This is a genomic window from Cohnella fermenti (assembly GCF_004801405.1).
Lineage (GTDB): Bacteria > Bacillota > Bacilli > Paenibacillales > Paenibacillaceae > Cohnella > Cohnella fermenti.
On sequence record NZ_SSOB01000029.1, the window covers coordinates 73,097 to 96,919 of the forward strand.

The following is a 23,823-nucleotide window of genomic DNA, read 5'->3' on the forward strand; positions in this document are numbered from 1 at the left end:
AAGCGTTCCGTCGCCCTTGGCGCAAGGGAAAACGGAGCGTTTCCTTTTTTATGACATTGATAATCATTATCACCGAATCTATAATCAACTCAGTTCTTACACATAGACAAGCTGGAGGTTGGATTCATGAAGCGGGTTAGAGAGAGCAAAGGTTGGATCAGCATCGTTCTGGTATTGATCCTGCTGGCAACGGGTTGTTCGAGCAATGGGAGCAACGGGAGCAGCGGACAGGGTGCGGAGGGGACGGACGGCGGTTCGCCGGCCGCCGCGAGCACATCGGCAAGCGAGAGCGCGAGCGCCGTCAAGGCGACGAGCGTGGAAGAACTGAAGATCGGAGTGGCCGCCGATTCGGGGCCGCTTAACCTGTACACGACAAGCGACGATTACTTGCTGGATCTCGTCTTCGACAAGCTGTTCGGCCCATCCCCTTATGTCGACGAGCCGCAGCCGCTGCTTGCGGAATCCGCCGAGCAGCTCGACGACTTCACCTGGACGCTGAAGGTTCGCGACGGCGTGAAGTGGCACGATGGAACGCCGTTCACGGCCGATGACGTGAAGTTCACCTTCGAGTACTATCGCGACGGTCCGCAGAACCGCTTCTCGCACCATGTCAGCGAGGTTCCGAAGATCGGCACGATCGAGAAGCTTGACGATACGACGCTGAAGTTCACCTGCGAATACGCGTGCCCGTCCTTGAAGACGGTAACGTTCGCGGATCTGCCGATTCTGGCCAAGCACATCTGGGAGAACGTCGAGAACCCGCGCAAGTTTACCGATCTGGCGATCGGCACCGGCCCTTACAAGCTGGTGGAATACGTGCCGGACCAATACTACCGGTTCGAAGCGAACGAGGATTACTTCCTTGGCAAGCCGACGGTGAGCAAGATTACGATGCCGATCATCAAGGACCAGACGGCGATGTTCAACGCGCTGCGCGCCGGCGAGATCGATGTGTCGGCGAAGAGCGTGCCGTCCGAGCTGCTGGCCAACATCGAGGACGGCGGCAAGCTGAAGGTGAAGCGCACCGCGGAGCTGGCCATCGTCGAAGTCAAGCTGAACTACGACAAGGAGCCGTTCGTGAACGAATCGTTCCGGAACGCGCTCTCCCTCTCGATCGACCGTCAGACGATCACCGACACGGTGCTGCTCGGACATGCCCGCGCCGGCGTGACGGGCTATCCGCATCCGGATTCGCCGTGGACGAATCCGAATCTGAGCACGCCTTACGATGTCGAAGCGGCCCGCGCCGTTCTGGACGGGATCGGCTACAAGGACACGAACGGCGACGGACTCCGCGAAGATCCGAACGGTCAGCCGCTCAAGATCAAGCTGGCGGTATCCTCGGCCGAGCCGACGTATATCCGCACGTCGGAGCTGCTTAAGGAGCAATTCGCGAATACCGGAATCGACGTCGCCGTCGAGGTGCTCGATCCTTCCGCGATTACGGCGATCAGCTCGGAGCGCACGTTCGACATGATCATCGGCATGATCGGGGCGCACGGCGTCGGCGATCCGGACCAATTCGTCATGTCCCACTATGCCGGTTACCTCTGGAAGAAGGACGTTCCTTATCCGGCCATGGATACGCTGATCGAGCAATGGAAGCAGGAGACGACGATCGAAGGGCGCAAGCTGATCTCCTTCCAGATGCAAGAGCTGTTCAACAAGCAGCCGACAAGCCTTACCGTCTACTACCCGGAACAGAACTGGGCGTACAACCCGGACAAGTTCGCGGATTGGGTCGAGACGCCGGGCTACGGCATGATTCACAAGTATTCCTTCCTGGGCGAGATCGGCAAGCAATATGCGACGAACAACGCTTGACGGAACGATAACGCTTGACGGAACTGCAACGCTTGACGAGACTGTAACGCTTGACGGAATTCCGGCAGGGGAGAGGGGCTTCGCATTCGATGAATAATGGCACACGCCGCTTGTTCGCGGGAGGACGCCCCCTCCTCCTGCGGGCAGGCCGCAAGCTTGCTCAGTATGTTCTTGTTATCTTCGTGGCGCTGACGCTGAACTTCGCCCTTCCGCGGCTGGCGCCCGGGGATTCCCTCAGCTTCGCGATCGGCGAAGCGCTGGCGCAGGAGATGACGCCGGAGCAGCGGGCGCAAGCGATGAAGGAAGTCGGCTTGGACGGCTCCCTCCTCGCGCAATACGGCAAATTCCTGAAGGGAGCGCTGACGCTCGATCTGGGCCATTCGACGAAGTTCGGCGAGCCCGTTGCCGAAGTGCTGGCGGATCGTCTGCCGTGGACGCTGCGCATCGTGCTGCCCTCCTTGATTCTCAGCGCGTCGATCGCCGTGGGCCTCGGCGCGTATGCGGCGTGGAACCGCGGCCGGAAGCGGGATCTGTTCCTGCTGGCGGGCGTCCTGACGCTGGAATCGATGCCGGGCTTCTGGCTGGGCATGATTCTGATCGCCGTCTTCGGCGTCAAGCTCGGCTGGTTCCCGACCTACGGAGCCGCTCCTCTGTTCAGCACGGGCGGCTGGTCGTATGCGGTGGCCGTCATGCAGCGCATGGTGCTGCCGGTATCGACGATCACGCTGGTCTCGCTCGGCTCCTACTTCCTGCTGACGCGTTCGGCGATGCTCGATTCGTTGGGCCAGGATTACATGATGATGGCGGAGGCGAAGGGGCTCGGGACGCGCAAGCGGATGTGGCACGCGCTCCGCAACGCTCTGCTGCCGGTGTACACCCACATGACGATGAGCCTCAGCCTGCTGGTCAGCGGCGCGGTTGTCGTCGAGACGGTGTTCTCGTACCCCGGTGTCGGCAGCCTGCTCTACGAGAGCGTGCTGGCGCGGGATTACCCGCTGATGCAAGGCGTCTTCCTGCTCATCACGCTGGCGGTTATCGCCGGCAATCTGCTGGCCGACCTGACGTATCCGCTCGTTGATCCGCGGGTGCGCATCCGCAAGCCATTGGAGGGATCGAGATGAGAAGCAACAGAGCCGGAGCGATGGGGCTGGTCGGTCTCTTCATGCTTGCCGCGATGCTGCTGTTTACGCTGCTTGGTCCTGCGCTTATTCCGTACGATCCGGCGGAACGCAGCGGTTCTCCGCTTGCGGCTCCCGGCAACGGCCACCTGCTCGGCACGAACGACATCGGGCAGGACATTCTGGCGGAGCTGGCGACCGGAGCGCGCGTCTCCTTGACGATCGGCCTCGTCGGGGCGCTGGCGTCCATGCTGATCGGAGTCGCGATCGGCGTGCTGGCCGGTTACCGGGGCGGCTGGGCCGATACGCTGCTCATGAGGCTGGTCGACGTGAGCCTGACGCTCCCGTTCCTGCCGCTGATGATCGTGATCGGCGTCTTCCTCGGGCCGAGCATGTCCACGCAGATTCTCGTCATCGCCATCCTTATGTGGGCGAAGGTCGCGCGCGAGCTGCGGTCGCAGATTCTGTCGGTGCGCACCCGCGGCCCCGTCCAGGCGGCGAGAGCGATGGGAGCCGGGGATCTGTACATTCTCCGCAGGCACATTCTGCCGATGACGGTTCCGCTTATGATCCCGCAATTTATTCAAGCGGTGACGGCTTCCATTCTGATGGAATCGTCCTTAAGCTTCCTGGGGCTCGGCGACCCGCTGGCGAAGAGCTGGGGAAGCATTCTGTTCTATGCGAACGCCCGCAGCGCCTTCCTGACGGACGCCTGGATCTGGTGGGTTGTGCCGCCGGGATTGTGCATCGTATGGACGGTGCTCGGCTGCTCGTTCGTCGGGTATTGGCTGGAGGAGCGGGTGAGTCCAAGGCTGCAGAGCTACACGGCACTTGGGAAAATAACGCCAAAGAAAACCGCGGGTCGGCCGGCATCAGCGGCGAGAACGGGAGGAGAGTCGGCGGCGCTGCGGATCGACGGGCTGTCGGTGCGGTACCCGAAGGCGGGCGGGGAGGCCGTCGCCGCCCTTCGCGACATTGATCTTGCCGTGCATCCGGCAGAGATCGTCGGCATCGTCGGCGAGTCCGGAAGCGGGAAGACGACGATGGCTTCGGCGATTATGCAGATGCTGAAGCCGCCCGCCGCACGGACCGGTTCCATTCGGCTCGGCGGCGACGAGCTGACGGCGCTGTCGGATCGCGAGCTGCGGGCGGCAAGGGGACGCCGGATCGCCCTTATTCCGCAGGCGGCCATGAACGCCCTGAACCCGGTATGGACGGTTCGGAAGCAACTGACCGAAGCGATCCGCTGCCACCGCAAGCTGAGCCGTGCCGATACCCAAGCGAGAATCGAGCAACTGCTCGGGCAGGTCGGCATCGAACCGAGGTATCTTGCGGCCTATCCGCACGAGCTGAGCGGAGGGATGAGACAGCGGGTCGTGATCGCGATGGCGCTCGTGAACGAGCCGAGCTTCGTCATTGCCGACGAGCCGACGACGGGGCTGGACGTGCTCGTTCAGGTGGAGATCATCGCGCTGCTGAAGAAGCTGCAGCAAGAGCTCGGCCTGTCCATGATCTTCATCTCGCACGACCTGCCCGTCGTCAAGCGCATCGCCGACCGCATCGTTATTCTCGACCGCGGGTCGGTCGTGGACGAAGGAACGCCCGGGCACTTGTCCGTTCATTCCGGGCACCCGTATACGAGGAAGCTGATGGACGCCATTCCTTCCATCGGCGGTCGGCAGATGCGACAGGAGGTTCAGCTATGAATAACATCATGAGGAGCGAGCCGGCGAACCCCGCGGCGGCGAATGGATCGTCCGCGCTGCTGGCGGTGTCGGGCCTGAGCAAGAGCTATGCGTCGTTCGGCGCGGGTTCGGCAGCCAAGCAAGTGCTTCGGAACGTCGGCTTCCGGATCGATCCGCAGGAGACGGTCGGCATCGTCGGCCTGAGCGGCGCGGGCAAAAGCACGATCGGCCGCATCATCGCCGGGCTGGAGCGGGCGGACGGGGGAGAGATCGTCTACGGGGGAACCTCCATCGGCAGATTGAGGGGGGCAGCACGACGGCGGGCGACTCTCGGGATCGAGATGATTTTCCAGGACCCGTACGAGTCGTTGTCCGCGCGAATGCGAATCGGCGAGATCGTGGCCGAACCGCTTGTCATCCGCCAAACCCGGCGCGGCGACCGGGCCGGGCTGGACCGGGCGGTTCGCTCCGCGCTTGCCAAGGTGTCGCTTGACCCGGATCGTTACGCGTCGCGTTATCCGCACGAGCTGTCCGGAGGGGAGCGGCAGCGCGTCGGGCTGGCCCGCGCCTTCGTCGCCGAGCCGAGGCTTGTCATCGCGGACGAGCCGACGTCGATGCTGGATTCGTCGCTGCGGCTCGAGCTGCTGGAGCTGATGGACCGGCTTCGCCGGGACAGCGGCACGGCAACGCTGTTTATCACCCACGATCTGGCGCTCACGTATCGCTTCTGCGACCGCTTGCTCGTGCTGAATGAAGGCGAGATCGTCGAGAGCGGCACGCCGGCGCAGGTGATCGACCATCCGACGCATCCGTTCACGATCCGGCTTATTCAAGCGTTAAGGGAGTTCCACGGGTAATGGCAACGACAATGGCAACAACAATGATTCGAATCGAAGGGCTCTGCGCGAGCTGCGGCGGCCGGAGCGTTCTGGACGACGTTCACTTCCGGCTGGAGCGCGGGGAGTTCGCTTACTTGAGAGGACGTTCCGGCTCGGGCAAGAGCACGCTGCTCAAGCTGCTCTACCGGGAGCTGTCCGAATTCGAGGGCGCTATCGAGGTGGCGGGCAGGCGATTGCGGGACATTCCGAGGCATGAGCTGAGAAGAATGATCGGCGTTGTGTTCCAGTCGTTCGAGCTGCTGGAGGGCAAAACCGTCTACGAGAACATCGCGATGGCCGGAGACGTTCGCGGGATGCCGCGCGGCCGGATTCGCGAGGAGGCGATGAAGCTGCTGGGGCGCGTGTCGCTTGACGGCCGCGCGAACGATTATCCGGCGCAATTGTCGGGCGGGGAGCAGCAGCGGGTCGCCATCGTGAGGGCGCTGCTGGGCAAGCCGGAGCTGCTGCTCGCCGACGAGCCGACCGGCAACCTCGACTCGGAGACGGCGGCGGAGGTGCTGGGCCTGCTGCGCGAGCTTCAACGGGAGCAGGGCATGGCGATGCTCGTCGTCACCCATTCGCAGGAGCTGATCGACCGCTATCCGGCAACGGTGTGGGAGATGGCGGAAGGCAAGGTGCGGCGGCGATGAACCTTCTATTGTATTACGCCAGGGAAGCCCGGATCGGGATCAGGCGCAATGCGGGCGCGTCCGTCGCCTCCGCCGCCTTGATCTTCGCGGCGCTGCTGCTTACCGGGCTGCTGCTTCTGTTGCGCGGCGGACTCGCCGGCGTCTCGGACTACCTGCATTCGCAGCTCGAGCTTAAGGTTTACGTCGAGCGCGGCGTCGATGCGGAGCAAGCGGCGGCCATTCTCGCGGACAAGTCCTATGTCGCTTCCGCCGTGGTGCAGACCGGCGAGCAGTTGCTCGGGCAGCTCGAATCGTTCTTCGCCGGCAAGCCCTACCTGCTCGAAGCGTTCCGGGACGACGCGCTGCCGGATGCGGTCGTGCTTGTCCTGAAGGAGAGCGAGCAGATCGCGCTTGTGGCGCAGGAGCTCTCGCAGACGGAAGGGATCGAGCAGGTCGTCTATCCGCAGCAGCTTGCGGAGCAGCTCGTCTATTGGTCCGGGCTGCTGCAATCGGCCGGTCTCGCCGTTCTGGCGTTCCTGCTGGCGCTGGCCTTCATGATCGTGTTCCTGGCGATCCGCCTTGCCCTGTATCAACGAAGCAAGGAGATTCGGCTTAAGCTGCTGCTCGGAGCGCGGGCAGGCCATGTCAGAGGGCAATTCATGCTGGAGGGGGCGTTGGTCGGTCTGGCGGGCGGCACGGCGTCGGCCGTTCTGCTGCTGGCGGCAGGCCTTGCCGTCAGTCGGAGGCTGACCGCTGCTTACGGAGCGATTGTGCAGCTCGATGCTGCGGCGCTGGCCGTGCTGGCCGTCTGCCTTGCGCTGGCGGGGCCGATTGTTGGCGCTGCGGCCGCGTATGCGGCCGTCCGCAGGAGGATCGGCGATGCGTAGGCCGATAGGAGCCTGTCTGATCGCCCTCTCGTGTCTCTTCGCGGCCCCAAGCGTCTACGCGCACCTGACCGGAGCATTCGCCGAATACTTGGCAACGGTCTATGACGAATCCACGACCGACAAGCTGCGGGAGGATCTCGAGACGACGAAGCAAGAGATCGCCAAGCTGGCGCCCGAGCTGGACGGCCTGCAGCGGCAGTTCGCGGAGGACCGGGATGCTGCGGCGGACAAGCTGCTGTTCTACCGCGACCGGGGGCTCGACCTGTGGCTTGGAATGCTTCAAGGCGAGGGCTCGCTCGTCGACCGGCTCGGCAACGAGTGGCTGCTTGAGCGTCAGCTTCGGCGCGAGCTCGACAAGCTGGACGACTTGTACCGGAGTTATCTGCAGCTCGATCTCACCCGTCAATCGCTGGCGGGCCGCGAGGAACTGCTCGGGGCGATCGAACGCAACCTGGCGCAACGTCAGCCGTTCCTGGACAGCGTCGGCGATCTTGGCGTGGAGGAGACCGCGAACTACCTGGACATCGACTGGGCGAGCGAGGTGGAGGAGCCGCTGAAGGCCGCCCTGCTCGCGGATCGGCTCGCCGTTACGGAAGGATGGAGCGATTGGCTGAGCGAATCCAAGGTCGACGGAAGGACGGAATTGCGCTCGAACTGGCTGAATGACCTCAGCGATCTTACGTATTATTTTCGCGCCGATCATCTGTATGCCGTATACGAGTCGGATCTGGCGAATGTGATTCTGATCGGACAGCTCTTGCAGAATGCCGCCGGGAACGCGGAATACGTCATCGAAGCGGGCTTCTACAACGGGTTCTCCGTGCCGGACAAGGCGCTGGAGGAGCTGACGGGCTTCGAGCTTCCGTATGCCGAACTGAGAGAGCGGCTTGGCGTCGGGGAGCGGGCGTACTTGCAGCAAGAGGAAGGAACAATCGCGGTGGCGGGAACCGACTACTAGAATCAAGGAGAGACACACGATATGGAAAAGCACCGGATAGCGGTATTGGACGTTAAAGTAGGCGTGATGGGGGAAGTCGGGGGCAGCAGCGGGTACACGTACATCGACATGTACGATCTGCCGAACATCCCGCTCGAGCCTTACGCTTGCCTCGTGATCCATGGCTCGAGCGACCAGGAGTTTCTGCTTAAGCACAAGGACGTCGTGGCGAACTTCCTGAATCAAGGCAAGGTTGTCCTGTTCGGCGGGCAATTGTTCCGACCCTGGTTGCCGGGAGGCTCGAGCTTCGTCCCGCGCACGATCCGCAGCCACCTGGACTACCACATCGCCGTTGCGAAGGCGCACCCGATCTTCGCAGACGTCGACCCGATCGAGCTGACGTACAAGAAGGGCGTCGCCGGCTTCTTCGCCCGCGGCCATCACCCCGTGCCGGCAGGAGCCGAAGTGCTGCTGACGCTGCCGGACGGCGAGCCGACCTTGTATATCGACCGCAGCAGCACGAAGGGAACGCTGATGGTCAGCTCCGGCTACAACCTGCTCGGCTATCGCGACGGCAACACGACACGCTCGATCGGCGAACGGGTGGAAGCCTGGATCGCCCAAGAATACAATCTGCTGCAGCAAGGAGTGCACATTCAATGAGGAGAATCGCCGCTCTCTACTCGGGCCTGTCCTACCAATATCGGAGCTGGAACGAGCCGAAGTATCGCAAGTACATTGCCGACATCGTTTATATTCCGGATATGGAGGACGATTCTCTCGCAGGCTTCGATGTTGTCTTGCTGCCGTCGCGTCTGCACACGGGCTTGCTGGCCAAGGTGAAGCCGATGCTGGACCAATTCGCCGCGAACGGCGGCACCGTTGTCGTCTTCTGGCCGAACGATGCCGAGCGGATCGTGCCGAACCAGAACTGGGAGGATCGGCCGACGAACTTCTGGTGGTGGCTCGACAAGAACGCCAAGAGCGGCATCGAGCAACGCAACCCCGAGCATAACCTGTACAAGTACATCACCTTGCAGGATGCCACCTGGCATTATCACGGGGTTTTCTGGCCGGAGGGGGATGTCGTGCCGCTTGTCGTGACGGAGGACGGCGGAGCTCTTGTGTACGTGGACAAGACGAGCACCGCAGGCACCTGGGTCGTCACCAGCCTCGATCCGGAGTTCCACTACGGCTCGTACTTCATGCCGGCGACGGAGCGGTTCCTCGACGGGCTGTTCCCGTGGCTGGCCGAAGGCGAGCTGTGAGGGAGTGATTCGATTGGCTTCCAACCCTTTCTCTTCCATCCGTCTCTCTTCCATCCGTCGCTCTTCCGGTCAGTTATCGCCCCAACCCGCATCGTCCCGTCCGCGTCTCCGCGCGCTGTTGTCGTTGCTGTTCGCTGCGGCGGCGCTGCTCGGCCCCTTGCGAGCGGAAGCCCATGTGATGACGAGCGCGAACGTGTACACGGACATCTCCTTGTCTGCGGCCAAGGAAGAGATCGTGCTGCTGACGGGGATGAACATTATTGTCTATTCCCATGACGATACGTTGTTCCGTCCGCAGGAGAAGCTGTCGCGCTCCGAGCTCGCGGCTTGGGCGGCCGTATTCTCCGGGCGGGCCGCCGCGGGCGACGCGCCGGAGCAAGCGGCTCAGGCGGCGCTGTCCGCCGGGCTGGCGCAATCGCTGGACGGCAACGCGACATACGAGGACGTGAACCTCGCATTCTTCGGCGGGGCGTTGGCGCTTGATGCGGCGCAGGGGACCGAAGGGGGCAATGGCTTCGGGACAACGACCACGACAGATAACGAGACGGCTTACGATACGACTTCCGGGACAGCTCCAGCTGCGGCAGCCGCTGCGGCGTCGAACGAGCTGACCCGCGAGCAGTTCGCTCTGTTCATGGGCGAGCATCTGCTCGAGCCGCTGCCGGGAGGGACGCTCCCTGAGCAAGCGGGATACTTGACCGGGCCGGCCGGGGTTGTCGGGAAGGTCAGCGAAGACAAGCAGGGAGGCTACCGGATCGAGATCGCGGGCGAGACGTATCGGCTCTATGAGCATCCAAGGGTACTGTCCGCGGCGGCCGACCCCGCCCAGTGGAAGGGACTGACCCTTCAGCGCTCCTGGCTGAAGCCGGATGCGATGGACGCGCAGGAGCTTGTCCTGCACCTGCTCGACTTCGGCGCCGAGAGCGGCGCGCAGGAGGCGACAGCTTCCGCTGCGGCGGATGTGCCGGCGCAGGCGGAAGCTTCGTCCGACTCCTCCGGCGTCTCGCTCTCGTGGCTTGTCCTCGGAGCCGCCGCTCTGCTGCTGCTTCTGGCGCTGGCGGCACGGCTTCGCAGAAGAAGAACATAATGCCGTCAGCCCCCGGAGCCTGCGAAGGACTCCGGGGGCTGACGGCATTGCTGGAAACTAGGATTTTATGCGAAAAATCACATTGGTGCACCTCGAAAGAGGGCCGTTTGAACGATTATATGTGAAAAATAGCATACATGGAGAAAATTCCGGCCCAACGTGCCGGATGTATGCTAAAAATCATGTAAAACGCCGCGACCCCCGCCAAATCAAGCCCGACGAATGTGAAAAACCACATATATCCGCAAATTTGTCATTCGGACGAGTAGGTGGACGAGCGGGTGGATGAACAGCAGGCGGCACACAGAGAGCGGGCAGTCGTGCAAGCGAGCACGCAGAAGCGGCAGGGGCGAGGAGGTAGGTGAGCAGGTAGGACGAGCAGGTTGGCGAGCAGAAGGTAGGCAAACAGAGAGCAGGCAGGCGGCAGGGGCGATGCGAACATCGCAGCACATTCGAGCTGCCCCGAGCTTGCGCGATCAGCAGATGGATAATTCCGCCGAGGTGACCTCGCCGCGCTTGTTCATAAACAGCTTGCCTTCCTCGCAGTTGCTTGGCCGTTCCCATCTAACGACGAATGCTCCGTTGTTCTCGGCGATGGACGTAATGCTGACTCCCGGTTTGTTCAATTGAGCAAAGTAATCGGTTGCCGCCTGCTCTATCTGTTCCGTCGACATCGCTTCGGCGTTTGTTTGGTTTGTATTCGAGGCGTTGTTCTCCTTGCTGCAGCCAGCCGTTAACAACAAGATCAAGCACAATTCCGCGATAGTGCCGAGTTTGATGAGATTCATGCCCACCGTTCCTTCTCCTCAATTCATTCCGAACCGACCTAGAGATTATGACGTCAAATTCTCATGACATGTTGCACGCCGTTCACCGACCGACGCCGATCTTCTCCGCCCGGACCTCTCCGGAGTTCGCGTACAGCATCTCCGCCTGATAGACGGGAGAGCCGCCGACATCCAGATTATAGGCGGCGCTCGTCATCGTTCCGTCGGAGGAGAGCCGTCCGCTCGCCTCCGTGTAGGTGTCCATCGAGTATTCTTGCAAATAATAGTAGTAACTCTGCGCTTCCAGGTCGGGCTTCGATCCTCGCTCTTCCGTCCATGACCCGTTCAGGAAGTTCCGGATTCCGACCTCCGCTTCGCCGACGCGCGCTGTCCAGGTCGCGACCATGAAGCCGTCCTGGTATTCCCAATAGGTGATGCAGTCCTCGGACAGGACGAGATAACGCAGCGCCTCGTCTTCCGGGAACAGCCGATACGTGCCGAAGGATTCGCCCGTGGCGCGGCCGTCCAGCGGCTCCACGTCAGAGCGGGAGATTCGCGAGGCCGTAAGGACAAGCTTCCGCGCCTCCACGAGGGAGCCGGAAGCGAGCGTCTCCTGCTGGGCGGGGCTGATCGGATCGCGGATGTACACGGTGCCACTGCTGTAATAGACGACGTAGCCGAACGTGTCGGACAGGAAGCGGATCGGCACGTACATGCGGCCGTCGATCAGCTTCGGGGTCGTCCCCAACTTGACGGCTTCCGAGAGGGTTGTCCAACGGACGATCTTCGCTTCGTCGCTGCCTGCGGTCAATGCCGCGCGGGTCGCCCACTTGCTCAGAACAACCGTGCGGCTGCCGCTCTGCCACTCGATGGAAGCTCCGAGCGCCTCCGCCGCCGTTCGCAGCGGCACGAGAACACTTCCCTTCACGGCGATAGGCGTTGTTCCGCTCTCGACCAGCGTGCCGTTCACCGACAAGCGGATCGGATCGGAATCCGCGCTTGCCTCGGCGCTTGCCGCCAGCGCTCCCGCAGCGATAATCAGAGCTAGTACCCACTTAGGCTGCTTCATGCGCTTCAACTCCATTTTCCGAGAGGTATCATGCTTAGGTAGACGCCCCCCTCTGGAAAAAAGTTGCACAGACGGCCGAACGCCCCGCACGAGCCCCGCCGAACCTCGCGAATGTCACTCTTCTCCTACTCGAAGTCACAAAAATGGTAGCTGCCGCCCTGTGATTGCGCTTACATTGAGGGTGATCGACGACACAATTGGGCAAAGGAGAAGATGGAATGAGGAATGAACAAGGGCTCAAGGCAAGGGGCTTCAAGGCACGGGGCTTCAACAAGCTGATCGCATGGGGGCTGGCGGCGCTGCTGGCGCTTGCTTCCTGGCCGCTTGCCGCGGACAGGGCGGGGGCCGCAACGCTGTACGAGGCGGAATCGGCCGCCTTGTCGGGAGGAGCGACCGTTGCGACGGATCATGCGGGGTACTCCGGGACGGGCTTCGTCGGCGGCTACACGGACGGCAACAAGGGGAATGCGGCTACCGCATTCGGCGTAAGCGTGACGGCGGCCGGAAGCTATACGGCGGAGCTGCGGTACGCCAACGGCACGGGCTCGGCCAAGACGCTCAGCCTGTATGTGGACGGGACGAAGCAGAAGTCGATCTCGTTGTCCGCGACGTCGAGCTGGGATTCGTGGAACACGCAGACCGAGACGCTCTCGCTCGCAGCGGGAAGCCACACGATTGCATACAAATTCGATTCGAGCGATACGGGCAACGTCAACTTGGACCGGCTGAGCCTCGATGCGGTCGGCTCGGGCGGGACGGGAACGAATCTGGCGCTGAACAAGACCGTCGTCTCGAGCGGCACGGTGTCCGGCTATGCGGCCTCCAACGCGGTGGACGGCAATGTCTCGACCTATTATGAAGGAGCGGCGGGCGCCTATCCGAACACGCTGACGGTCGACTTGGGAAGTTCCTACCAGGTCTCCTCGATCGCGATCAAGCTGCCGTCGTCCTGGGGGACGAGGACGCAGACGTTGTCCGTATCGGGAAGCGCAGACAACTCGACCTATGCAACACTCGCTTCCTCGGGCACGTATACCTTTAATCCGGCCGCGGGCAATTCCGCGACGGTGACCTTCACGGCGGCTGCCGCCCGCTACGTGAGGGTCAGCTTCACCGCCAATTCGGGAGCAACGGGCGGCCAGGCCGCGGAGCTGGAAGTGTACGGCACCGGCGGTTCGACGACGCCGACGGAGCCGACGACCCCTTCGTATCCGGCGTCCCCTCAGAGCGCTTATGAAGCGGAAGCGGCCGAGCTGACGGGAGGAGCGACGACGGCGGCCGATCATGCGGGCTATAGCGGCACGGGCTTCGTCGGAGGCTTCACCGATTCGAACAAAGGCAGCGCCGCGGCTACCTTCTATGTGAATGTGGAGACGGCGGGCGACTACCAGGCGACTCTTCGTTACGCGAACGGATCGGGCGTCGCCCAGATGCTGAGTCTGTATGCGAACGGGACGAAGAGCGGCCAGACCGCGCTTGCGGCCGCCTCCAATTGGGATACGTGGGCGACCAAGACGGACACGATTGCGCTAAGTGCGGGCCATAACACGATTATGTACAAGTACGACACGTCGGACAGCGGCAACGTGAACCTGGACCGGCTCGATCTCGTCAAGGCGACGGAGCCGACGAACCCGACGACGCCTCCCGAAGGAACATACGGTGCGACGATGCCTTACGACAGCTACGAGGCGGAGAGCGCAACCTACACGGGAACGCGGATCGGGCCGTCCACGACGTTCGGAACGCTGGCATCGGAAGCCTCGGGGAGGCAAGCGGTGCAGTTGACGGCGGCGGGGCAGTATGTGCAGATTACGCTGGCGAAGGCGGCCCGGGGGCTGACGATTCGCTACTCGATACCGGACAATGCGGCGGGGACGGGAATCGATTCGGCGATCAGCCTGTACGTGGGCGGGACGTATAAGCAGGACATTCCGCTTACGTCCAAGTACAGTTGGATTTACGGCTCCTGGGGCACGGAAGGCGGGGAGAAGCGGTGGTCGAACAATCCGAACGCGACGCCGACGACTCCGCATCACTTCTACGACGAAGTCGCCGTGACGCTGGACCAGACGTATGCCGCCGGGACGGTGATCAAGCTTCAGCGCAACAGCTCGAACCTGAACTTCAGCCAGACGGCCAACGTTACGATCGACCTGCTGGAGACGGAAGAGGTTCCAACGGCGCTCTCGAAGCCGGCGAACTATGTCTCGGTTGCAGATTACGGCGCGGTTGCGAACGACGGGGCGGACGACACGACGGCCTTCAACAATGCAATCAACGCGGTAAAAAATTCAGCGGGAGCCTATGCGGGAGTGTGGATTCCGTCCGGGACGTTTACGCTGAGCAACGGCACGACGGGCGCGGGCTACAATGGCACCGGGACCCGCCTCTATCTGGACAGCGGAGTATCGATGAAGGGAGCCGGCGTCTGGTATTCGAAGCTGGAGGGCAGCTACGCGGGCATCTATCTGAGAGGCGGCAATGTGACGCTGTCCGACTTCAAGCTCAGCCCAAGCGATACGCTCCGCGACGATTACAACGGCGTGTCGGGCGTCGAAGGGAACGGCACCAACTCGACGCTGACGAACCTGTGGATCGAGCACGCGAAGGTCGGCTTCTGGCTGACGAACCAGACGAATGCCGCAACGATCTCGAACTCGCGCGTGCGCTCGGTATGGGCGGACGGAATCAACCTTCACTACGGAACCGCGAACACGACGGTCACGAACAACTCGATTCGCGGCAGCGGCGACGACGGGCTGGCGATGTGGTCGGACACGTATCTGGATACGAACAACACGTTCAGCTACAATACGGTTCAAGTGCCGACGCTGGCCAACAACATCGCGATCTACGGCGGGCAGAACAATTCGGTCATCGGCAACCTGGTCATGGATACGGTCGTCAACGGCTCCGGCATCTCCTTCGGCACGAACTTCGATCCGCCGTCGATGACGGGGACGCTGACGATCCAGAACAATGTGCTCATTCGCGCAGGCTCCGCGCATAAGGATTACGGGTATCAGATCGGCGCCATCTGGGCGTACTGGCTGAACAACAACGGCAGGGCCCAGAACCTGACGGTCGCCGTATCGGGCAACTCGATCCTCGACAGCGTCTACTCGGGCATCTTCATCGAGGAGCCGGCGCCGAACATCTCGGTTGCGTACTCGTCGAACACGATTACGAACGCGGGCACGTACGGCGTCTACATTCGCGGTTCGGCCACGGGCAGCTCGACCTTCACGAACAACACGGTGAACGGGGCGCCGTCGGGCAAGTTCCTCAACGACTCGTCCAGCTTCACGGTGTCCGGTTCGGGGAACAACTGGTAATCCGTTCGGACCGCTGCGTCTGACCTTCGTTCAGACGCAGCGGTTCCGGCCGGCGCCCATTCCCGCCGCGAGCAGCAGAGCGGCGGCCGCGACGAGCAGCAGAAGCGGAGCCGTCCAGCTATGGGTGAGATCGTGCAGCAAGCCGAACAGGAGCGGGCCGACCGCAGCCAACAGGTAGCCGACGGTCTGGGCCATGCCCGACAGCTCCGCCGCTTCCTGGGCGGTCTTCGTCCGGAGGCTGAAGAAGATCATCGCCAGACTGAAGGCGAAGGCTCCGGCGATTCCGATCAGGATCGCCCATAGCGGAATAAGTGATGTATCTTCGATAAACAGCCCTCCGATGCCGATCATGAACAGAAGGACGGTCAGGAGAACCAGCGGCCGCTGATCGCGCATTCGGCTGGCGATAATCGGCGCGACGAACGTGAAGGGCAGCATGGAGAATTGAACCAGCGACAGCATCCATCCGCCGGCGTCCTCGCTCATGCCCCGGCTGGCGAGGATGTCCGGCAGCCAGGCGACCAGCATATAGAATAGAATCGATTGGAGTCCCATGAACGCCGTCACCTGCCAGGCCATGCCCGAACGCCAGAGAGAGCGGCGCTCCCTGGCCTTGGCGGCGTTCGTTTGCGCCGGCTGCGAAGGCGCGCGGAGCCTCGGCAGCCAGCTAAGTGCGGCCAGAAGCGTCAGCAGCCCCCAGCAGGCGAGCGCTCCTTGCCAGCCCAGACCCGCGTTCCTCGCGAGCGGGATGCTGATTCCGGAGGCCAATGCCCCGCACAGGTTCATCGATACCGAATAGACGCCCGTCATGAGGCCGATCTTGTTCGGAAAATCCCGCTTGACGAGGCTTGGAATGAGCACATTGCAGATCGAGACGGCCAGTCCGATCAAGACGGTGCCGGCGAACAGCGTGCCGATGCTCGTGCCGGATAACGATCGGCAGACCAATCCGGCAAGCAGGACAAGCAGAGCGGCCATCACCACCCGTTCGGGCGTATACTGCCGGGACCACTTGGCCGCGAACGGAGACAGAAGCGCGAAGGCGAGCAGCGGCACGGTCGTCAAGAGGCCGGCCAGCGAATTGGAGAGTCCCGTCGATTCCCTTATGCTTCCGATCAGCGGGCCGACCGAGGTGATCGGCGCGCGCTGATTGGCCGCGACCAGTGCGATGCCAAGGAGAAGCACCCCGGTTGTCCGTGCGGCGTCCGGGCGTGCGGAGGCGAGTAATTCCGGTTGTTTGTTCATGTCTGGTTGCGTTCCTTCCTATTCCAGGGTGATCTGAGTGTCTTGGATGTACCGGAGAACGGCTGCTTCCGCCATCGCCTCGTCCTGTCGCTCGATGGCGCGAAGCAACTGCTCGTGCGCCTTGTTGATCAACGCTTCCGAGACCAGCTTCATCGTCGATTCGATCGAGCCCCGCAGCCCCTCTGCGATGTTCGAATACAGCTCCATCAGAAGGGCATTGCGCGAGGCGGCGAAGACGGCTTGGTGGAACCGCATGTCCCATTCCAGATACGTATTCTTATCCTGCCGGGCAACGGCCCGGACGCATTGCTCGTAACAGTCGCGCAGGACGTCCAACTCCTCCTCCGTCCGGCGGCGGGCAGCCAATATCGCCGCTTCGCGTTCGAGCGCCCGGCGAACCTCCAGCGTCTCAAGCCATTCCGTCTTCCTCACGCGATTCTGCAGCGCGGCGGCCAGAGCGCTCGAAGACACCACATACGTCCCGTCCCCCTGCCTTGTCCGCAGCATGCCCGTATGCGTCAATGCGCGAATCGCTTCCCTGAGCGTGTTGCGGCTGACGCCGAGCGATTCCATCAGCTCGGGTTCGGCCGGAATCCTGGCGCCGGGCGCCCATGCCCCGGTCTCGATCCGCTCTTGCAACTGGGCGGTGACCTGCTCGACGAGCGACAATCGGTTGGTCTTCTGAAGCAAAGTTTGTCACCTCTAAACGTAGGATGATTGGTTGTTTAAGTGGTTTAAGGGTAACACGTCCGAATGCCTTTGTACAGCTTTGTACAGAGCGACCCCCAGAAAAATTCGTTTATATCGCTTGTAATTGAGAATTATTATCACTTATAATGGGGGCAATTGCCGGAACTTGCTTCCGGGCGGAGGCCGCCGTTGTTCGGTCTGACCGGCAAGCGCGAAGAGGAGTCGACTTGAGATGAACTTGCGGGATCAAATGATGCTCTGGAATCAGGTATACATACGAATCATCGATATTCGGGTGGCGAGCATGGGACAAGGGGAAGCGCTGCGGTCGTATCTGCTGCCGTCGAGCGCGTTCTTCTATGTCATCCGGGGCAAAGCGACAGTGAGCATGGACGGGACGCCGAAGGAAGCCGGAAGGTTCCATGTGCTGCACGGCGGCAAGGGCTTGTGCCTTGATGTCGAAGCGGAGGAGGCGCTGGAATACGGCTTTATTTTCTACAAGGCCGTTCTGCCGTTAAAGTCCCGTCCGGAGCTGATCGACAGGGTGGAGCGGGACAATCCGTTCCGGCTTCAATATGCGTTCGCTCCGACGCACCCGTTGGCGCTGCATGGCTTGGTCGAAGCGATGGCGTCTGGGTGGCGCGGCGGCGGAGGGGCGGAGCTGCTCCGCGTCCGGACGACCTTCTATCAATTCGTATCGGAATTGCTCGCGCAGATGGAAGAGCGGGACGTTCGGCCGACGAAGCCGGACTTGGCGGAGCAAGCGGCCCGTTACTTGAAGGAGCGCTACAAGGAGCCGATCACGCTCGATTCCTTGGCCGCCGCCCTCGATTGCAATCCGCGTCAACTGCTGCGCCTGTTCAAGAGCGGCAAGCGGACAAGTCCGATCGATTACTTGATCCGCGTCCGGATGGACCGGGCGAAGGAGCTGCTGCGGGACACGGACTGCACGCTGCGGGAGATCGCCGAGAGCGTGGGCTATTCGGACAGCTACTACTTCAGCCGCATGTTCAAGAAGCTGGAGGGCACAGCGCCGACGGTTTATCAGGAGCGGGCGCGCTCGCAGAGGCTGGGCCGCGCGCATCGTCCACATAATCCATTGCCGCTGTCCGCATATCCCATTGCCGCCAGAAGGGCGCGAAGGTATATTGAGAACGATCATGATATTCATTCTCAATATGTTGGAGGGAAACGAGCAACCATGCACAGAAACAGAAACAGAACATTCCGATCGTCGATGGCGGCAGCCATGCTGCTTTGTATCCTTGTCCTGGCAAGCGCCTGCGGCGCGGGCGGCAATGCGAATTCGAACGCATCGTCCGCTCCCGAGACGGCGGCGGCAACGGCCAGCCAGGCATCCGCGTCCGCATCGCCGGCCGGAGCGTCCGCGGAGGCGACTCGCGTCGTCAAGCACGCGATGGGCGAGACCGAGCTGACCGGCGTTCCGCAGCGGGTCGTCATTCTGACCAACGAAGGCACGGAAGCGCTGCTCGCGCTCGGAGTGAAGCCGATCGGAGCCGTATCCTCTTGGGTGGGCGATCCTTGGTATGATTTTATCAAGGATGATATGCAGGACGTCACCGTCGTCGGCGACGAGCTTCAGCCGAACCTGGAGCTGATCGCCGGTCTGAAGCCGGACCTGATCGTCGGCAACAAGGCCCGGCAGGAGAAAATTTACGAGCAACTGAAGGAGATCGCCCCCACCGTGTTCTCGGAGGACCTGGGAGGCGACTGGAAGACGAACTTCAAGCTGTATTCGGAAGCGGTCGGCAAGCAAGCCGAAGGAGAAGCGGCGCTGGCGGCGTACGAAGAGCGCATCGCCTCGCTGAAGGAGAAGCTTGGCGACAAGCTGTCGACGCAGGTGTCGGTTGTCCGCTTCTCGGCTTCCCAGGTGCGCATCTACCAGAAGCAATCGTTCTCCGGAGCCATCCTGAACGAATTGGGCTTTGCGCGTCCGGCCTCCCAGGACAAGGATTCCTCGATCGAGGTCATGTCGAAGGAGACGATCCCCAGCATGGACGGGGATGTGCTGTTCTACTTCGTCACCCGGGTCGCGGGCAAGAATGACGCCGATCTGGTCGTGAAGGAGTGGCAGGACGATCCGCTGTTCCGGAACCTGAACGCGGCGAAGGCGAACAAGGTCATCGAGGTCGACGAGGCGATCTGGAATTCGTCCGGCGGCATCGAGGCGGCGAACCTTCTGCTGGACGAGCTGGAGAAGTATTTCGAAGCGAACTGAGTGAACTGGGCGAATTGAGCGAAATGGGTGAATTGAGCGAACTGAGCCGATTGAGCGAATTGAGCGAATTTGAGCGAATGAATAAACGTGAAGTTTCGACTATATTTTGCGGTCTGTGCTTGAGACGAGCGGATAAGCATGAAATTTCGACTATAATTCGCGGTCTGTGCCTGAAGTGAGCGAATAAGCATGAAATTTCGACTATAATTCGCGGTCTGTGCCTGAAGTGAGCGAATAAGCATGAAATTTCGACTACATTGCGCGCCAGCGTTCACATCAATATCAAGGGAAAGCAAGGCGAAATAAAGCGTACGAGTCGGGTCCGGTTCTCATCAGAGCCGGACCCGACCTCGGCAATAAGGGCAGGAGGCGTGATCGCGATGGCGGGTTGGCTGCGAAGCGGCAGGCGAAGGGCGGCCGGAATCGCGGCGGGGTTGGCGCTGCTTCTCGTGTGCATGATGGGCAGCTTGCTGTTCGGCGTGCATACGTATCGGCTGGAACAGCTATGGACGGCATATGCCGACTTCGCAGGCACGAACGAACAACTTATTCTTCGCACGTCAAGGGTGCCTCGGACGCTGATCGCGGCATTCGTCGGCGCCTGCCTGGCGGTTGCCGGATGCGTGATGCAGGTGCTGACGAAGAATCCGCTCGCGTCCCCGTCGGTATTCGGCGTCAACTCGGGCGCTTCCCTGTTGATCGTCATCGGGTTAACCGCGTACGGCTCGTCGATGTCGATGGTGAACATGGTCTGGGTCGCCTTCGTCGGAGCGGGCGCGGCGGCGGCTTGCGTGCTCGTCCTCGGCTTGGGGATCGGAGGCAGGTTCGACCCGATTCGGCTTACGCTGGCGGGGGCGGCGTTCGCCGCATTCGCTTCGTCTGCGACGTCAGGGCTTATTCTGCTGAACAAGCAGTCGCTCGATGCCGCTCTTCTCTGGATGATCGGCTCAGTGTCGGGCCGCAAGCTCGAACATCTGGCGGCCGTTCTGCCCTACATGGCGGCAGGTCTGCTGCTCGCCATGCTGCTGTCCGCTTCGCTGAACGTCATGGCGCTGGGAGACGACAACGCCAGAAGCCTCGGCCAGCGCCTCGGCCTCGTTCGCCTGCTGGCGGCCGCGGCCGTTGTGCTGCTCGCGGGCAGCTCCGTCGCGGCGGCGGGACCGATCGCGTTCGTCGGCCTGGTCGTTCCGCATCTGTGCCGTTCCCTCGTCGGCAACGATCACCGCTGGCTGCTGCCGTATTGCGCGCTGACCGGCGCCATTCTGCTCGTTGCGGCGGACACCGTCTCGCGGCTAATTCTTATGCCGAAGGAGGTGCCCGTGGGCGTCGCGACGGCAATCATCGGCGTGCCGTTCCTCATTCGGGCGGCAAGGGGGAGGAGCCATGAGTAGACACCATGGCCGCCGGTCGGCCGCGGCGCTGCTCGCGCTGTTGCTGCTTGTCGCGCTTGCCGCCGCGGTGTCGCTGTCGCTGGGCGCGGTCCGGGTGCCGCTCGGGCAAGTGCTGCGGGCGGCGGTCGGGCTCGGGTCCGAGAGCGCCGATCTGATCGTTCTCAAGCTGCGCTTGCCGCGTATTCTCGCGGCCATTCTGGTCGGAGCGGCGCTGGCGGTCGCCGGGGCGCTGCTCCAAGGCGTCGTGCGCAATCCGCTCGCTTCGCCCGATCTGGCCGGCGTGACGGGAGGCGCTTCGGTTGCGGTCGTCGGCTTCATGACCTTGTTCTCCGGCTACAGCATCCATCTGGTGCCCTTCGTTGCCGTCGCCGGGGCGTTCGTCGTCGTGGCGATCCATTATGCGCTGTCCTGGAAGAAGGGCGTAACGCCGATGCGCTTCGTGCTGATCGGCATCGGCTTGTCGACGGCGCTCAGCGCATTGACGATGTTCCTGCTCATCAGCGGGCCCGCCTATCTCGCCGCACAGGTGCTGAACTGGATGACCGGCAGCATCTACGGGACGAACTGGACGTACATCGGCATGCTGTGGCCGTGGCTCGCCGTCTTCCTCCCCTTGTCGCTGCGCATCGCGAGGGAGCTGAACGTGCAGGCGCTCGGAGACGCGACGGCGATCGGGCTCGGCAGCCGGCTGCAATGGAGCCGAATGGCCGCTCTATTGTGCAGCGTCGCGCTCGCCGGCGCTTCGGTCGGCGTGGCGGGAACGCTGTCGTTCGTCGGCCTGCTTGCTCCGCACATCGCGCGGAGGCTGGTCGGCCACGATTACCGCCTCGTGATCCCGGCGTCCGCCTTGGCGGGGGCGCTCGTGCTGCTCGCGGCGGACTTGGCGGGAAGAATGCTGTTCCAACCGATGGACATCCCGGCCGGCGTCTTCACGGCCGGGATCGGCGCACCGTTCTTCATGTACTTGCTGCTGCGGGGCAGACGCGCTTGAGTTCTTATCATAGGATGGAGATTGGGAAGAGGAGGAGACTTATGACCGACCGCATGAAGACGTACGATCTCACGATCGTCGGAGGAGGTCCGGCCGGCTTATACGCCGCATTCTACGGCGGCTTGCGGGAGATGAGCGTCAAGCTGATCGAGGCGCGCGGCGAGCTCGGAGGAAGGCTGCTCTCCTACGCGGAGAAGATTGTATGGGACGTCGGGGGAGTGCCGCCGATCCGCTGCTCCGCGCTTGTCGAGAACCTGATTCGGCAGGCCCGCACCTTCGAGCCGACGATTGTGCTCGGGCAGCGGGTAGCGCAGCTCGAGCGGCGCGGGGACGGAACGATGGTCATCGTCTCCGCCTGCGGGCAGCGCCATGCGACCCGCGCGCTGATTCTCGCGGTCGGCCACGGCGCGCCCGGCCCTGTGCGGCTCGATCTGGAAGGGGCCGAGCGGTATGAAGCGGCCAATCTGCATTACGCTTCGGCGGCGATCGAGCCGGAGCGGCTGCGGGGCAAGCGGGTGCTGCTCTCAAGCAGCGGAACGACGTCTTCCTCCGTTCGTCTGGAGGAGCTGGCCGCCGTCGCTTCCCGGATTATCGTCGTGAGCCGGAGCGGCGGCGAACAGCTTGGCCGGACCCTGGCGGCATCGCCGGGCGCTCTCGTCGAAGCCCGCGCGCCCTACGCGATCGAGCGGCTGCACGGCGCGGGAGAGAGAATCGAAGCCGCGACGATCCGCCGGCTCGACGGCGGCGGCTTCGGAGAGCGGCGGGAGCGGATCGAGGTCGACGAGGTGGTCGTCGATCACGGAACCCGCAGCGAATACGGCCCGCTCTCCGCCTGGGGCCTGGAGAAGTCGGCGTGGAACTTCGATGCGGACGCGCGGCTTGCGACTCGGCTGCCGGGCATCTTCCTCGCGGGCGACGCGGCGAACTTCCCGAGCAAGCTGCACCTGATCGCGGGCGCTCTGTCGGACGCCGCGCTGGCCGTCAACGGTGCCAAGAAATACCTCGACCCGGCCGCGTCCCGATCCGCACCGATGTCCACCGGAAGCCCGCTCTTCGCCGGGCGCAACCGAGCGCTCGAACTCTGATCCTCCTGCCGACTCGCCGTCCGTTTGTCCGCTTAAGCGGTATTTTCCCCCCACTACTTTGTCACTCTGCAAAATAAGGAACAGCCCGTTTCTTGGCCCCGGGCTGTTCGACTCCGCGAATTAAGAATGAACCAACTGTTTAATCGTGCGTTGTTTCAAATTTCTCGTAACATGATATGGATTTATGGCATAATGAGCGATTTGACTCAGAAAAGAATCTTCCATTTTGGAATGGTTAATCGTTACGGATTCAGCCATTCCACCTCCGCCTATCCAATTTCGAAGTGGGAATGTCCATAAACGGTCATTCACATCATCATGAATTACCGCCCATTCTAGAAACCATTCTGGATTGTCGTCATTATTCATATGATTTGTAATTTCGATGCTCTTGATATCGCCAAGATCGAAATCGGATAAGATTTTAAAAACGTCAAAGGAGCCGTGTTCAAAGTCATCATCCGGTCCGTTAAAGTCCTTGATAAAACCGCTGCTTTGGCTGCCGTTTAATTTCATTGATAGTTGCGCAGACGTTCCTGCACCGTAAAAATTCGCGGTTTTAAATCCAACTGGACAGTGAAAAGTTCTCCAAAGAAAAATAACCCAATCTAGCGATTTTACGGTATCCTTAAGGTCTCACTCTAAAAGGATAAAATCGCTGAAAGGGTTATAGACTGTAGTCTACCCGATTTCCG

Annotated in this window: 20 protein-coding genes; 15 read left to right on the forward strand and 5 right to left on the reverse strand. The window is 62.1% G+C overall.

Going from position 1 to position 23,823, the window contains the following annotated elements:
* Positions 1 to 126: 126 nt before the first annotated feature.
* The 10 genes from E6C55_RS21100 to E6C55_RS21145 all read left to right on the forward strand — a co-directional run bounded on the left by E6C55_RS21100 (position 127) and on the right by E6C55_RS21145 (position 10,313).
* Complete coding sequence (locus E6C55_RS21100; protein WP_136371800.1) at positions 127 to 1,824, forward strand: ABC transporter substrate-binding protein; 1,698 nt, start codon at positions 127 to 129, stop codon at positions 1,822 to 1,824.
* Between the two features lie 89 nt (positions 1,825 to 1,913).
* The gene (locus E6C55_RS21105; RefSeq protein WP_136371801.1) at positions 1,914 to 2,945 is read left to right on the forward strand and encodes an ABC transporter permease; all 1,032 of its coding nucleotides are present in this window, start codon (positions 1,914 to 1,916) and stop codon (positions 2,943 to 2,945) included.
* Entirely contained in the window at positions 2,942 to 4,648 is a 1,707-nt protein-coding gene (locus E6C55_RS21110) for a dipeptide/oligopeptide/nickel ABC transporter permease/ATP-binding protein (protein WP_136371802.1), read from the forward strand. The genes E6C55_RS21105 and E6C55_RS21110 overlap by 4 nt, the downstream gene beginning before the upstream one ends.
* Positions 4,645 to 5,484 (forward strand): ABC transporter ATP-binding protein, encoded by an 840-nt coding sequence (locus E6C55_RS21115; RefSeq protein WP_230986785.1) that lies wholly within the window; start codon positions 4,645 to 4,647, stop codon positions 5,482 to 5,484. Before E6C55_RS21110 ends, E6C55_RS21115 begins: the two co-directional genes overlap by 4 nt.
* A complete protein-coding gene (locus E6C55_RS21120) occupies positions 5,484 to 6,155 on the forward strand; it encodes a cell division ATP-binding protein FtsE (protein WP_136371803.1) in 672 nt (223 codons plus the stop codon). Before E6C55_RS21115 ends, E6C55_RS21120 begins: the two co-directional genes overlap by 1 nt.
* Positions 6,152 to 7,021 (forward strand): cell division protein FtsX, encoded by an 870-nt coding sequence (locus tag E6C55_RS21125; RefSeq protein WP_136371804.1) that lies wholly within the window; start codon positions 6,152 to 6,154, stop codon positions 7,019 to 7,021. The genes E6C55_RS21120 and E6C55_RS21125 overlap by 4 nt, the downstream gene beginning before the upstream one ends.
* Positions 7,014 to 7,979: a coiled-coil domain-containing protein gene (locus E6C55_RS21130; protein WP_136371805.1), complete on the forward strand. Its 966-nt coding sequence runs from the start codon at positions 7,014 to 7,016 to the stop codon at positions 7,977 to 7,979. Before E6C55_RS21125 ends, E6C55_RS21130 begins: the two co-directional genes overlap by 8 nt.
* A 21-nt stretch (positions 7,980 to 8,000) precedes the next feature.
* The gene (locus tag E6C55_RS21135; RefSeq protein WP_136371806.1) at positions 8,001 to 8,621 is read left to right on the forward strand and encodes a phosphate starvation-inducible protein PhoH; all 621 of its coding nucleotides are present in this window, start codon (positions 8,001 to 8,003) and stop codon (positions 8,619 to 8,621) included.
* A complete protein-coding gene (locus tag E6C55_RS21140) occupies positions 8,618 to 9,226 on the forward strand; it encodes a hypothetical protein (protein WP_136371807.1) in 609 nt (202 codons plus the stop codon). The genes E6C55_RS21135 and E6C55_RS21140 overlap by 4 nt, the downstream gene beginning before the upstream one ends.
* 13 nt (positions 9,227 to 9,239) lie before the next feature.
* Positions 9,240 to 10,313: a hypothetical protein gene (locus E6C55_RS21145; protein ID WP_136371808.1), complete on the forward strand. Its 1,074-nt coding sequence runs from the start codon at positions 9,240 to 9,242 to the stop codon at positions 10,311 to 10,313.
* Between the two features lie 476 nt (positions 10,314 to 10,789).
* Here E6C55_RS21145 and E6C55_RS21150 read toward each other — a convergent pair whose 3' ends face one another.
* Together E6C55_RS21150 and E6C55_RS21155 are read right to left on the reverse strand one after the other, a co-directional pair.
* Positions 10,790 to 11,101 carry a hypothetical protein gene (locus E6C55_RS21150; RefSeq protein WP_136371809.1) on the reverse strand — a complete coding sequence of 104 codons (312 nt, stop codon included), beginning with the start codon at positions 11,099 to 11,101 and terminating at the stop codon, positions 10,790 to 10,792.
* 82 nt (positions 11,102 to 11,183) lie between these two features.
* Complete coding sequence (locus E6C55_RS21155; protein ID WP_168735788.1) at positions 11,184 to 12,149, reverse strand: copper amine oxidase N-terminal domain-containing protein; 966 nt, start codon at positions 12,147 to 12,149, stop codon at positions 11,184 to 11,186.
* 218 nt (positions 12,150 to 12,367) lie between these two features.
* Between E6C55_RS21155 and E6C55_RS21160 the strand changes: the two genes are divergently transcribed.
* Positions 12,368 to 15,487, forward strand: coding sequence for a CBM35 domain-containing protein (locus E6C55_RS21160; RefSeq protein ID WP_136371811.1), 3,120 nt, complete (start codon positions 12,368 to 12,370; stop codon positions 15,485 to 15,487).
* A 30-nt stretch (positions 15,488 to 15,517) separates the two neighbouring features.
* Here E6C55_RS21160 and E6C55_RS21165 read toward each other — a convergent pair whose 3' ends face one another.
* Together E6C55_RS21165 and E6C55_RS21170 are read right to left on the reverse strand one after the other, a co-directional pair.
* Positions 15,518 to 16,732: a CynX/NimT family MFS transporter gene (locus E6C55_RS21165; protein ID WP_136371812.1), complete on the reverse strand. Its 1,215-nt coding sequence runs from the start codon at positions 16,730 to 16,732 to the stop codon at positions 15,518 to 15,520.
* 18 nt (positions 16,733 to 16,750) lie between these two features.
* Positions 16,751 to 17,422, reverse strand: coding sequence for a FadR/GntR family transcriptional regulator (locus E6C55_RS21170; protein ID WP_136371813.1), 672 nt, complete (start codon positions 17,420 to 17,422; stop codon positions 16,751 to 16,753).
* 232 nt (positions 17,423 to 17,654) lie between these two features.
* Between E6C55_RS21170 and E6C55_RS21175 the strand changes: the two genes are divergently transcribed.
* From E6C55_RS21175 to E6C55_RS21190, 4 genes are all read left to right on the forward strand, one after another.
* The gene (locus E6C55_RS21175) at positions 17,655 to 19,661 is read left to right on the forward strand and encodes an AraC family transcriptional regulator (protein WP_136371814.1); all 2,007 of its coding nucleotides are present in this window, start codon (positions 17,655 to 17,657) and stop codon (positions 19,659 to 19,661) included.
* Positions 19,662 to 20,041: 380 nt separating this feature from the next.
* Positions 20,042 to 21,052, forward strand: a complete 1,011-nt coding sequence (locus tag E6C55_RS21180) for a FecCD family ABC transporter permease (protein WP_136371815.1) — start codon at positions 20,042 to 20,044, stop codon at positions 21,050 to 21,052.
* Complete coding sequence (locus tag E6C55_RS21185; RefSeq protein WP_136371816.1) at positions 21,045 to 22,043, forward strand: FecCD family ABC transporter permease; 999 nt, start codon at positions 21,045 to 21,047, stop codon at positions 22,041 to 22,043. The genes E6C55_RS21180 and E6C55_RS21185 overlap by 8 nt, the downstream gene beginning before the upstream one ends.
* A 41-nt stretch (positions 22,044 to 22,084) precedes the next feature.
* A complete protein-coding gene (locus tag E6C55_RS21190; protein WP_136371817.1) occupies positions 22,085 to 23,128 on the forward strand; it encodes an NAD(P)/FAD-dependent oxidoreductase in 1,044 nt (347 codons plus the stop codon).
* A 120-nt stretch (positions 23,129 to 23,248) separates the two neighbouring features.
* On the opposite strand, the gene E6C55_RS21195 is transcribed toward E6C55_RS21190, so the two are convergent.
* Positions 23,249 to 23,728, reverse strand: a complete 480-nt coding sequence (locus E6C55_RS21195) for a PLAT/LH2 domain-containing protein (protein WP_136371818.1) — start codon at positions 23,726 to 23,728, stop codon at positions 23,249 to 23,251.
* Between the last annotated feature and the right edge of the window lie 95 nt (positions 23,729 to 23,823).